Annotated in this window: 5 protein-coding genes; all 5 read right to left on the reverse strand. The window is 36.3% G+C overall.

Features of this window, described 5'->3' with window-relative positions; all coding sequences use genetic code 11:
• Positions 1 to 2,695, reverse strand: a 2,695-nt coding sequence (locus AAC084_RS17415) for a hypothetical protein (protein WP_339841520.1), incomplete at its 3' end; no start/stop codon positions are given.
• Between the two features lie 416 nt (positions 2,696 to 3,111).
• The gene (locus tag AAC084_RS17420) at positions 3,112 to 7,575 is read right to left on the reverse strand and encodes a Calx-beta domain-containing protein (RefSeq protein WP_339841521.1); all 4,464 of its coding nucleotides are present in this window, start codon (positions 7,573 to 7,575) and stop codon (positions 3,112 to 3,114) included.
• Between the two features lie 324 nt (positions 7,576 to 7,899).
• Entirely contained in the window at positions 7,900 to 9,840 is a 1,941-nt protein-coding gene (locus tag AAC084_RS17425; protein ID WP_339841522.1) for an OmpA family protein, read from the reverse strand.
• A gap of 15 nt (positions 9,841 to 9,855) precedes the next feature.
• Positions 9,856 to 10,809, reverse strand: a complete 954-nt coding sequence (locus AAC084_RS17430; protein ID WP_339841523.1) for a type IX secretion system membrane protein PorP/SprF — start codon at positions 10,807 to 10,809, stop codon at positions 9,856 to 9,858.
• Positions 10,810 to 10,822: 13 nt separating this feature from the next.
• Positions 10,823 to 14,488: a gliding motility-associated C-terminal domain-containing protein gene (locus AAC084_RS17435; protein WP_339841525.1), complete on the reverse strand. Its 3,666-nt coding sequence runs from the start codon at positions 14,486 to 14,488 to the stop codon at positions 10,823 to 10,825.
• Between the last annotated feature and the right edge of the window lie 291 nt (positions 14,489 to 14,779).

Raw genomic sequence — 14,779 nt, forward strand, 5'->3', positions numbered from 1 at the left:
TAGTGGTCGTTCCGTCTCCATTGTCACCAACAGTTGTAATCTCGTTTCTTGGGTCATTGTCCGCATCGTCAGCATTAATTGTTACTTGGCCACCATCTACCAATGAAATTATTTTACCTGTTGGATCAATGGATAAATCTTGTGTGTCAGTATTTACCAAAGATGATAAGTCAATATCCGTAGCAGTTGGATTATTGGTAATATTTAAAATCTGTGTACTAGGATTATATGTTAAGTCCTGTATCTCATTTTGGTCATCCTTGTCTCCATCTGCAAGTTCACTAGCCGTAATGGCATCGCTCAATTCTAGATCTGTAGCAAACGTATTACTTAAATCTACACCGGTTGATCCCGGAGCAGGATTGGTCAATTCTAAAAGTGTTCCTGTAATTATTACATCAGATAATTCGTTCTCTGGATCAGGGTCGGCATCTGGTATTGCACTACCACCAACCTGTTGCCAAGTTGTTCCATCCCATGCATATAATTGTCCATTATCAGTATCAACATAAGTATCTCCAGAATTTACCCCATTTGTACTTGGAGCTCCTGAAGCTAATACCGCTAATTCGTTGGTTTCATCTTCATCTGTATCAGTAGAGTTAACCGTATAATTTCCGTTACCATCATCATCTACAGTTACTGCTCCTGTACCAGCTAGTACAGTTTCACTTAATGTTGATAAATCAGCCGTAGTAGACGCACCATTTTCAATATCAATTTGAAGTTGATTCGATCCATTTAAATTAGCCCCCGTTAAGTTCTGATTATCACTACTACTATTCGCTAAATCTGCAATAGCTTCCTCAACTGTAGTTTCATTAACTAAATCACCATCAACATCAATTGGGGTGGCTAAGTTAACTTCAGATGCATTCTGGTCATCTGTACCAACAAAGGACACAGGAGCGCTATCTCCATTATTAAATGTAAACGTACCATCTAAGTTATCGGAAAGTTGAGATTTAGAAATTGTTTGTGTGCTATTATCTTCACGTGTAAATGTTACTGTACCATCATTATTATCAGCTATACTAGTTATCGTTTCGTTGATATCAGAAATTGTACCGTCAGCCTCTGTCAGTGTCGCGATTCGATTACCAGCAACTAGATTGCTGATTACTAAGCCATTTGTATCAATCGTTACATCACTACCATCATTGTTGGTAAATGTATATGTTCCATCGGGATTTGCTGTGATATCCGATTTTGAAATGATCACACTTGCTCCGACCTCATTGACCAAAGTAACATTACCATCATTGTTATCCACTATCGAGGTAATGGTCTCTTGGATGGATATAGTTGTACCGTCCTCTTTTTCATAAAGACCGATTTCATTACCAGTGGTCGATGTACCCGTAATATCGGTAATCGTTTCGTTGATATTAGAAATGGTTCCATCAGCCTCTGTCAGTGTCGCGATTCGGTTACCTGCAACTAGATTGCTGATTACCAATCCGTTCGTGTCAATCGTTACATCACTACCATCATTGTTCGTGAACGTATATGTTCCATCAGGATTTGCTGTGATATCCGATTTTGAAATGGTAACACTTGCACCTGCCTCATTGATCAAAGTAACATTACCATCATTGTTATCTACTATTGAAGTAATCGTCTCTTGGATGGATATAGTTGTACCGTCCTCTTTTTCATAAAGACCGATTTCATTACCAGTGGTCGATGTACCCGTAATATCGGTAATCGTTTCGTTGATATTAGAAATGGTTCCATCAGCCTCTGTCAGTGTCGCGATTCGGTTACCTGCAACTAGATTGCTGATTACCAATCCGTTCGTGTCAATCGTTACATCACTACCATCATTGTTCGTGAACGTATATGTTCCATCAGGATTTGCTGTGATATCCGATTTTGAAATGGTCACACTTGCCCCCGTCTCATTGACCAAAGTAACATTACCGTCATTGTTATCTATGATTGATGTAATCGTTTCATTGATATCAGAAATTGTACCATCTGCCTCTGTCAGTGTCGCAATTCGGTTACCTACAACTAGATTGCTTATTACCAATCCGTTCGTGTCAATCGTTACATCACTACCATCATTGTTCGTGAACGTATATGTTCCATCAGGATTTGCTGTGATATCCGATTTTGAAATGGTCACACTTGCTCCGGCCTCATTGACCAAAGTAACATTACCATCATTGTTATCCACTATTGAAGTAATGGTCTCATTTATAGTAACCAGGTCTCCGTTTTCATTTTCATAAACACCTATAGCGTTTCCTGTGGCCGAAACCCCAGATAACGTAGTTTGAGTTTCTATAGGTAGGTTTACACTTGATGTTCCTCCATTTTCCAATGTTAAGACTAACTCACCGGTAGCTACATCAAAAGTAAAACCCTGTAATTGCTGACTATCGGTAGATGTCAACTCCCAAGTTGTTCCATTCCAATAGTAAATGATTCCAGTATTTGTATTGACATATAGATCACCTAAATCAGCACCGGCAGGCGTAATTGCTCCTGCTGCAGAAACATCAGTTCCTTGTAGAACCTCACAATTACATTGGTCTTCTAATGTTACTGTGGTTTGCGCTATAGAAATGCCTGACAACAGTAAAGCAAATAATACCATTAAGGATTTAATGGATTTACCTAGGGTTGTAGTAGTTTGACTCTTCATACTTTTAATATTCAATTCCACCTTCAAAAATTCTTTGGTCATATAGGTTGTTCAAAATGTGTTTTTCAGATAGTTCCGGTTATTTTTCAACAAGACGGATCACTGGCAATCACAATAAACAAATATTCATTATAAGTAGTGCACCTTAAAATAAATGTTGTGTAGAGAGATATTTACACCGTATACGTAGATAAACATGAGGTAAGGTTCTCTATTTTTTACATTGAAATGAATGTTGTTTGTCGACTATGTACTGTCATTTCGGTACTTTTGAGCGCTCTAACAGTTAATTATTTTTCCATAATTCAACTCCAAAATTTAATTTTAAAAATTTTAAAATTCTGTCACGCTTAGATAAAATTGAGATATTACCTACCCTCAAATACGGATAGATTAGTGAGGAAAATAGTCATAATTTTATTTATGAGAATTAAAAATTCAATACCCAAAAACAGAAATTAGTTTGACTTAATTCGGTAGGTAATTCGTCTGTTTGTAATTACGGTATAAGTAGTTATTACAACTTTTGGTGAAAATTCTGAGGTAGAATTTGCCCTTGTACCCGTGGTAGTCACTAAATCGCCTAAATTCGTACCTGGCGGTAAAGGAAAGGTGAATTTATATTTATTGGTATTATCAGTATTACCATCTTCATCTAAATATGAAGAAGTAGAACCATCTTGATCACTCGCACTCCCTTCTACAGCAGTACCTATATACACCTGACCCTCACCATAGTCTTGTGTTAGGCCTAACTTATTATCACCCAGTGTTGCAGTACCTTCGTTAATATCTGTGAAAAATACTTCAACAGTTGTTCCAGGTGCCGCCCAACCTGTGACAACTAGAGAATTTCCTGAGATATATGCTCCTCCTATAACAGGGAAATTCTCTAATCCGTTAGGGCCTGAATCTCCATCTGCCGTGTCATTCAAAGTAACACCATCATCAGCTAAATCTATACCCAACGCATCACCAGCTGTACCATTCGCATAAATGGAATTCTGACTAATTCGGTTGGATGTACCACCAATTATACTAATACCAGATCCTGCATTTGAATAAATCTTATTACTGATAATGTCTGAACCATCACCAGCTAATTTTATAGCCATTTGTTGAGGATTACCTGAACAATTGCCTCCATCTTGACCTGACGTAGTTAAAGAATTTTCTGATATAATAACACCTCCTGTAATAGCCTCACCATCAATAGCGGTTGATGCAGATGTATCGATTAAATTTTGGAGTATTTGTATACCTGTACCATCTATAAGTAATATAGCATCATCACATGCTTGATTCCCGTTATTGGCGAGATGGTTATTCTGTATTATTGATGAAGTACCCCCATCTATCAAAATAGCATAATCACTAGAATTTGCTATATAATTACCGTCTGCAATTAAATTTCCTCCTAAATTTTCAATACCAATATTGAGAGCATTTGTTGTTACCCCGGAAGCGTCTAAACCAATTATATTATTAGATACAGACAACGAACCTGCATCAACTCTAACACCTGAATTATTACTTGCAAAAATTGATAAGTTTTTTATAGCTACATTCTCTCCTGTTGTTTTAAATACGTCACCATTATCTCGATATACCTGAATTTCTGGTCTATTATAGTTTGGCAAGACTACATTTGAAACTCCAACGGTGCTTCCCCCAGACCCTAAAACACCTATATTAGTATCTCCTGTATAGGCCGTTTGCGTTCGTCCATCAATTACCGTATTACTACCGGTTATAATTGGCATAGGGTTAAAATTGGAGTATTCAATATCATAATAACCAGTAGAAAACTTGGCATCAGCAGTTCTACCCAATGGATCACTTGTATTAGGTATCATAAAAACTGAAATATCTTCACCAGCTACAGGGTCAAAAATCGAATTCGGTTCCACATCTAAAATTGCCTCACCTAAATTATTAGAATTAATTACAAATTGCGACAAAGAACCTTGACCGGTTTCATTCGTATTTACAATTGTACTAAAATTAAAACCAAAATTAATATCGACGATACCGTTACTTTCAACTGAAACTGTAGATACACTTTGTGCACCATTAATAATACCTAATGCTACATCTTGCGTAGCACTTGGGTTGACACCTCCTACTTCATCAATAACATCGAACAAATTTCCATCAGTATCACTAAAAATTCTAAAGGTTTGAATGGGATAACATGCCGAGCAATTTAACCCATTACTCCTGTTAGATCTAACCGTGGAACTTACAACCTTAACATTGAAGTCACCATCGGCCATACCCCCAAAAGAATAATTTCCTGTTATATTGGTGGTTTTTCTTTGTAAAAAATTACCTGATGAATCAAAGAGTTCTACAATTGCGCCAGAGATACCAATACCAGCAGAGGTAGCCTGACTTCTTCCAACTCCACCAGGGTAGTTCACATCTTCAAATACTCTACCTGCAATCAAATTAGATGGTACTTTTATAACAACAGCGGCAGAAATAACAAAATCTTGACCCACATTTACATTTGTTGTTACTTGACTATCACCTGGTGAGATAAATGAGGAAATATCGTAGGTATCTAAATCTACCCCATAAATATTGCTTGTATTATAAACAGGACCTACAGTATTATCATAAATTGTTGAATTGTATGCATTCGTACCCGTTTGACCACCATCACCTGTCAAACTGGAAGTAACATTGGCTTGATTGGTAATTGTTAATCTTTCAGGATTAGCACCACCAGAAGCTAAATCAGGATCACCTTCCCATGATAAAAATGTAGATTTAGCACCTGCACCAGCAATTGCATAAAAAGAATCTAGTGTAAAAGAATTACCATCGTTGCTTAACCCATCAAAACCCTGATACAAGTTAATATTTACAGCTGGTAACGAACGATCTTCATAAAAAACAATTAAGCTCCAACCACCTAAAACTGTTGCGGTACTACAATAACTACCAGTATTATCAATATCCAAACCACTAAAATCAAAATCATTAGTTGAAAGGTTTGGTATTGCTGCTACGATTGAAGTAACATCACTAACATAACCATAAAAATTTCTATTTGTTAAAGATGTCTGATATAAAAGATTTGCTGAAACACTTTGCCCCTCAAAGGTGACATTGGCATCTCTATTGGTATTTGAATGTGCCCAATACAAATATGCTCTTTCAACAATACCTGTATTAGGTATTGGAGATACTAATCTATTTGTTGATGAGGTTGTTATTGCACAGGGATCATTGCCATTGCCACTTGTTCTTAATGTTCCACCTGTAGTAGAATAGTCATAATAACCGTCAAATTCTTGAAATAATGTTAAAGGATCATTCGCTAAAATCTGAGAATTTATAGTACCGGTACCTGTGTCTGTATAATTAACAGTTGCATATTGTGCATTTGCTCCTGTAAATTCAATAGTGAAATCTTCGGCAAACTCTGGTATACCATCATTTGCTATTGGTACAGAAATCGTTTGAACATTATTTAATGCTCCAGTAAAAGTTAGGGTTCCTGATGTTGCTGTGTAATCACTTCCTGCTAGTGCAGTACCATTAACTGTTTGAAAATCTACTGTAAATGATACATTTACAAATCCAAACAAGAATACATTAGTACCATGGGCAGCTCTTGTTGATCTTACTGTAAAAACTGCATTACCTGTATCTTCATCAAAAGAAATATCGTCTATAATTATAATGGGCCCTTCAGGAAAACAATTAACGGTTGCTTCCCAACCTGCTCCTGTAGTATTTCCGTCTGACGTAAATCTAAATGTTAAACAACCCGAGGAATGTGAAGAATTTATAGCGGTAGGTATATTTGAGCTGTCATATTGACCAATTAAAGTTCCACTTGTATTGGTACCCTCATAGATATACAAAACATCTCCTGATACTACTTCAAAACTATTAAAATCGACGTTAATATATGTATTTGCAGTATCTGGACAAATTGTATAGACAACGTCTAAATTATTTGCGTAATCAGAAGGACCTCCTGGATCAAAAAATGTATCACTACATGTATTCATAGTAACGCCATTGGTCATAATAAGTGCATCATCATCATTTATTGTACCAGTTGCGGTATCAGTTATATCAACTGAAGGATTTGATGATGTAGTAAATTGAACTGTAAAGTTTTCAAAACCTTCTATAAGGCCATCATCAATTATTGGAACCGTAATAGTCTCCGTATCACCTGTATTCCCATTAAAATTTAAAACCCCGTTAGTTGATGTATAATCACTCCCCGCAATTGCACTACCATCCAAAGTTTGAAAGGTAACAGTAAATGGGCCAGCTGCATTTGTTCCTGTATGAGAAACAACAAAAGTAGTACTACCCCCGTCTTCAGCAATGGTAACATCGTTTATTTCAATAACAGGAATTGGAGCTGGAAAAACTGCAGTTATTTCAAAATTGTCTATATAAGCGTAATCATCACTTCGCCAATTAGTATTAGTTTTTGCAAACCTAACTGTTGTAGTTGCTGAAATATAAGCTGAAATATTCTGACTAAAAGCTCCTGAATTATTGTTTCCTGTAATCGTTCCAATACTAGCATAACTAGCTCCACCATTATTAGATATCTGTACATCCAAATCTCTATTACCGCCTAAACTAATGGCTCGCCAATCGAAAGATAGTGTAGCAGAAGAAGCTCCAGATAAATCAGCCGTTCTTCGGATATTTTCACCGTATAAATAATATAACTCTAATCGATCATTACTAATTCTAATATACTGATTATTAGGACCATTATCAGTATCTCCGGTTTCTATCCAATTAGTAGAGAAACTTTGAGAACCATTATTGTTTGAGTAAGATACACTACTAAATCTATCCAAGTAGGTCTCTTGACCATACACTGATGTATAAAACATGGATATAATAAGTAAATTAAATATGTATTTTAATTTCATATGTTTTAAGACAATGATTTTTGGATTATATCAAAATGATAAAAATCACATAAATCATTGGCTAAAATAAACATAGAGGTGGGTTAGCCCTAAAATTTGTTGTGAAGTAAGGTTATTACTAAGTGAATGAATAGATTATTGCTGTTAACCGTAAATTTATTTGATAATATACAATAGTATTTCATTTATTAATGTCTTAAAAAAATAGGTTTATTTAGTGAAAATCAACTTATTAAACATATCAATAATGGTATTTATCAATTATCTATAACGAAAAAAGCAACCAGTAATTTGGTTGCTTTTTTATTGAAATTTTATAGGAATTTACTCTAGAATTATAAACTCCGATCTTCTATTAACATCATGCTTCGCTGCACTACATTTTACACCATCTGAACATTCGTTCAAAAGTTTAGCTTCACCATAACCTTCACTAACTAGTCTATCAGTCGAAATACCATTTTTAATCATGTAATTAATAGTAGACTCAGCTCTTTTTTGTGATAACCAAAGATTATAGGCCGCTGGTCCCCTACTATCTGTATGAGAATTCACTTTTAATTTAAGACTAGAGTATTTTTCCATTGCAGCGATAACTTTTTCAATCTCAACTTCAGAATCCTTTCTAATACTATATTTATCGAAGTCAAAATAGATAGTACTTAGTTGAAGCAACTTGGCCAAATCGTCTCCAAAGCCAGCCGTAATTTGATCTCTCTCTAAATAAAAATCAATAATTTTTGGTTTGCCATCAGAAATACCAATGTACTCTTCAAAAGGAATATAGCCTTCCATTAAAGCTCTTACAAAATTACCTTTATTACAATCTAATTCTAAACTATATGTACCGTCAGAATCAGTAATTGTTGAGAAAAGTTCATCGTTATTTTCATTAATAACTTTAATAGTTGCCCCTACCAAAACTTCATTCGTAATTTTGTCTCTTACCGTTCCGGTAACTTTTTGAATACAATCAAAAGCCAAAGGTTTTGTCTCTATAAAGCTATAGATATCATCATACCCTAAGCCTTCTTCCCGGTTTGAAGCGACATAACCTGTTTTTAATTCTTCATTAAAAATGAACGTAAAATCATCACTATTACTGTTCACGGGTTTACCAACATTCAAGACCTTACCTGTAAAATCTTGCCTTTTTATTTTAGTAGCAAAAACATCTAGACCTCCTAAACCAGGATGCCCATCTGATGAAAAATAAAGAATTTCTTCACTTGTAATGTAAGGGAAAGTTTCGCGCGCTTCAGTATTTATATTAGGACCTAAATTTTGAGGCGGGCCAAATGTGCGATCTTGATTGATGGTTACCATAAACAAATCTGATTCACCAACAGAACCTGGCATATCTGATACAAAGTATAATATTTTCTCATCAGGACTTAAAGCAGGGTTAGCAACTGAATATGAATCGTTATTAAAAGGAAGTTCTTCAACTTCACCCCATAAACCCTCATCGGTCAATTTTGCTCGTAATATTTTTAGTCGAACAATACCCTTATCATCTTTTACTGTTCTCTTCTTTTCAGAATTATTTCGAGTAAAATATAAGGTTTGCCCATCTTTAGTAACAACAGAGGTCGACTCATGAAACCGAGTATTGACATTTTCATCTAATTTCTTTACGTTATTTAAAGAAGAACTATCTGCATTAACCTCATATAAATCTAAAAAATCTTTAGCGTTCCAAGTATGACGATATCTAGCAAAATTCCCAGTATCCCTATCTGAAGAAAATATTAATCCTTCTTTATAAAATGAAGGTGCAAAATCAGAATAAGGTGAGTTATACTCAAAAGCCCCCAGATTATACCTGCCAGAATTCTCTTCAATCTCAACCATAAAATTACGGTCCTGATTAAACGCAGTAGCGCGACCATCCCCTTTTGTAATTTCTTTAAACTTATCCATTATCGCACCAGAAGTATCATAATCTCCGAGCGTTTTCAGTGTTTGGGCATACTTGAAATAATCTTCAGCAGTTAATTCTTTAGAATATTCTGCTACCAACTTCTTATATGTATCAGCAGCATCTTTATAATCTGCGTTATAGTAATAGGAATTACCTAATTTTCTTAATAAATCTGCAGATACAAAGCCTTTATCTAATACCTTTTTATAAATATCAATTGCCGGACTAAAAGAATATGCTTCAAATTTTTCATTTCCTTTTTCAATTAGTCGTTCTTGAGCTTCAGTGAAGCCATGAAAGAAAAACAAGATTACTACAATAAACTTTACGCTATGTTTCATATATAAGTTTGCCATTTAGAAAAAACGAGGTGAAACCAATCTTTGAAAAGATTTAACCAATTCATATCTCAAGAGTACCTCAAATGATCCATCATTAAATTGTGTTCCTCCTAAATCTGTAGTTTCTCTATCATATGCCAAACCAATCATAAACTGATCAGAGATTTGAAAACCAACCATTGCACTAACGGCTGCATCCCATCGGTAAGCTGCACCGAAGGTAAACTGTTCATTGAACATAAAACTGGCAGACATGTCTACCTGTAAAGGTGCACCACCAACTACTTTTGTTAATAATGCTGGTTTAAATTTTAAATTACCATTCAAATCAAAGACATAACCCGTAATTAAATAGAAATTGATACGTTCTTTTGATAAAAATTGAACACTCCCAGCAGTCTGTTGAGAATTGTCAAAATGTTCTGTTTGTAAAAGATTTGGTGCAGAAAGACCAGCATAAAATCGATCAGAGTGATAATATAAACCAACACCCACATTAGGCGAAAATTTATTTTCAATATTATCTGAATTAACAGGTTCAGCATCAAAATTACGCAACTTGGTGAAATCTAGATTTAACAAATTCCCTCCAGCTTTCAATCCAAATGATAATTTACCTTCTGCAGATACGTCAATGGTATATGAAATGACGGCATCAAAATAGGTTTCTTGCACGACACCATTCCCAATTTCATCATTCACTATTGAAACACCATAGGCTAATTTGCTATTTCTTATCGGTGATTGAATGTTCAATGTTTGAGTTTTAGGGGCTCCATCTAAGCCTACCCATTGCGACCTGTATAGAGCACCAATACTTAATTGACCTCTAGAGCCAGCGTAAGCTGGGTTTACACTCATGGTGTTAAACATATACTGGGTGTATTGCGCATCTTGTTGTGCTACAGCACTTCCACAAACTAACAATAAACCGCCTAGTAGACTTAAAACCTTATTTCTAATATTCATATTTTACAAACTATTATCTACTAATATACAGATATTCACTATCAACATTCTTCTCACCCTCAAAAGTGGTGTAGTCAAATATATAGAAATATATTCCGGCAGGAAGATAATCGTCAACCCCTAAAGTTGACCTCCCCCTTGACCTACCGTCAAATACATTATTTTGATTATTATAATTTTCGCCTTCATAAACAGCAACTCCCCATCTGTTAAAGATTTTTAAAGAACTGCGTTGAATTTTGTCTACACCTCTTATAAATAAGAATTCATTTCTACCATCACCATTTGGTGTTACCATTTGATTCACTTCAATAGCTAACTCCTCTGGTGGTGTAGGATTATTATTAGTCACCGTTATATCAACTGAAGCAGTATCGCAATTACCCATGGTATCACATACCGTGTAATCAACACTGTCGGTCCCTTCGAACCCATCATTTGGTGTATAGGTAATCGTATCATCGGAAATATCGTCTGGAGTTCCACCATCGTTCACTTCTATTGTTCCGTTCGATGGGTCGGTAAATGTCAACGTACCATCCGTAGGGATTCCAAAATCATTATCCAATATGGCAATATCAATCGGCGTATCCATAGGTGTTGTTACAACATCATCAACAACATCCAATGCAACTGGCTCACCTACCGTAACGGTAATGGTTGCCGTATCGCAATTGCCCAATGTATCACATACCGTGTAATCAACACTGTCGGTCCCTTCGAACCCATCATTTGGTGTATAGGTAATCGTATCATCGGAAATATCGTCTGGCGTTCCACCATCGTTCACTTCTATTGTTCCGTTCGATGGGTCTGTCAAGGTCAACGTACCATCCGTAGGGATTCCAAAATCATTGTCCAATATGGCTATCTCGATAGGTATATCCATAGGTGTCGTTGCAACATCATCAACAACATCCAATGCAACTGGCTCCCCTACCGTAACGGTAATGGTTGCCGTATCGCAATTACCCATGGTATCACATACCGTGTAATCAACACTGTCGGTCCCTTCGAACCCATCATTTGGTGTATAGGTAATCGTATCATCGGAAATATCGTCTGGAGTTCCACCATCGTTCACTTCTATTGTTCCGTTCGATGGGTCGGTAAATGTCAACGTACCATCCGTAGGGATTCCAAAATCATTATCCAATATGGCAATATCAATAGGTATATCCATAGGTGTTGTTACAACATCATCAACAACATCTAATTCCTCAGTATTACCATTATCAGGATCCAAATAATCCGGTGTACCGTCATTGTCGGTATCGTCGTTGGTGGGATTACCATCATTGTTCGCATCCTCATCCGGTGTATCGATGCCGTCGCCGTCGTCATCAAGATCTCTATAGTTAACATCATCAGTACCATCCGTATCAGGAAGATAGTTTGCAGGATTGTCGATCTCATCGTTTACATCGAAACCATCATTGACTTCGGAACCTTCGTAACCATCGTCCAATCCGTCGTTATCTGTATCAATACCCGTATAGTTCTGATCAGGAATACCGTCATAATTAAAATCGTTGCCTTCGTTATTATCGGGAACCAGGTCGTTGTCGCTGTCATCATCAAGATAATCAACATTGTCCGTACCATCCGTATTCACAGGTGTAAGCCCCGTAGGATAAGCACTGTTCACACCATCGTTAGATGCATACGTAGCAGCATCATCTTCATTAGGCGCCACATAACCTGAAGTGGTCTGCGCCTCAACATTATCAGGAATACCATCGTTATCGCTGTCGATATCAAGATGGTTCGGCTTACCGTCATTATCAGAATCCAAAGCATCGGTCAATGGATCGTTGTCCCCATCTATATTCGGATCTTCTACAGTATCCAATATACCATCGTTATCATCATCAAGGTCTGTGCTGTCAGGTACACCGTCACCATCGGTATCGGGGACTGGGTTACTGTCAGGATCCAAATAATCCGGTGTACCGTCATTGTCGGTATCGTCGTTGGTGGGATTACCATCATTGTTCGCATCCTCATCCGGTGTATCGATGCCGTCGCCGTCGTCATCAAGATCTCTATAGTTAACATCATCAGTACCATCCGTATCAGGAAGATAGTTTGCAGGATTGTCGATCTCATCGTTTACATCGAAACCATCATTGACTTCGGAACCTTCGTAACCATCGTCCAATCCGTCGTTATCTGTATCAATACCCGTATAGTTCTGATCAGGAATACCGTCATAATTAAAATCGTTGCCCTCATTATTATCGGGAACCAAGTCGTTGTCGCTGTCATCATCAAGATAATCAACATTGTCAGTACCATCCGTATTCACAGGGTTTAAACCTTCAAAATTACCATTGTCATAAGCATTATCAAGACCATCATTATCATCATCAAGACCGGTTGGGCAAATATATCCGTCAGTTGTTTGGGCCTCTACATTGTCTGGAATACCGTCATTATCGGAATCAATATCCACCCTATCAGGATAGCCGTCCCGATCCGAATCTATATCCTTACTAAAAGTAATTGTTTGAGGATCAATAAAGTTATCTATACAGGAAAATTGAATTCCTGATTGCCTTGGGACATTAGTAGTGAAATTATCCTTAGTTGGAGTTTGTATTCCAAATCGAAAGACAAAGGTACTTATGTTCACAAACTCAACAGCCACATTAACGGATGGATGTGAATTGGATATACCATGGTATTCTTTCATTCCACCGTTAATCAACAGACCTCCGGATGTATAGTTAACACCAACATCAGTTGGATTGTCATAAGTATAACTCACTGGAGTGTCAAACCTATTGAATTCCTGATACTGTTTGTTGCCATCTACGTCGATAAAGTTGGCAATCAACTCATCAAGAACAACCATTTCATTATTTCCGGTTTTCACGATGGAAATACGCAAATCAACAAAGGGCCTTCTTATTTCATCTGATGTCGTAAATTGAATTTCAGGTTTGAAAAATTCGGGATCCTTAAAATTCTGATCCAATGAACTTATTCTACCATTTACTACCTTTTCGATAGTTACCAATGCATCAAGATTATCTGTAATATTTGAAAATCTATATACTGCACCTTCACCTAGGGCCTCACCTGATTCCAAAGTAGGTGAATTACTGAAATTCAATTTCGGTACAGTTTCACAATCAAAATCAGTACTTAGCACACTGGATTCAAGGCTATCTAGTATTCCATCGTTGTCAGAATCCAAATCCAAATAATCAGAAATAATATCACCATCGGTATCCACGGGAATAAGGCCTTGGCCACTTCCCGGAGCGGTCTCATAAGCGTCATCCAATCCATTTTTATCATTATCTGTTCCTGAAGGAGTTATAAAACTTCTCGAAGCTTGGGCTTCAATATTATCCAAAACCCCATCATTATCAGAATCCACATCCAAATAATCTGGAACTCCATCCCTATCTGTATCTGTAGGACTGGTCGTATGGTCATGATCACCATCTAAATTCTTGTCCTCCCTCGTATCAATAATTCCATCACCATCATCATCTATATCAACTGAATCTAAAATACCGTCACCATCACTATCTAAAGTATAAAAACTCGATAAATCGTATTCCAGATTATTAATAGAAGAAAATGACAAAGTTAAAAATAACGTTATCAAAAGAGCGTAACCTTTTAACGAAAAAAAATAACGTAAAGTCAAAGTAATTTTACCCATAAGTGTTAGTGTTTTACTAATCACCATGGCATTATAGTACTCGGTTCTTTATAAGAAAGTGGGGCAGTCTTAATAAAAACTATGCTAAGATATATTATAAATTATCCAACTCAAACTGTTTTTCGACCAACCCTCAAATTCATCTGACAATCGGTTCAAATCTTAGTCAAATAACCTTTAAATCATAAAAATCATATTGTAATTACGTTAAGAATGGACAAAAAGACTATTGTCCATAAAATTTAAATTCATAACACTTAAATAAAACACAATACACTGTTCAAAAAACAA

The organism is uncultured Maribacter sp. (assembly GCF_963977385.1).
Lineage (GTDB): Bacteria > Bacteroidota > Bacteroidia > Flavobacteriales > Flavobacteriaceae > Maribacter.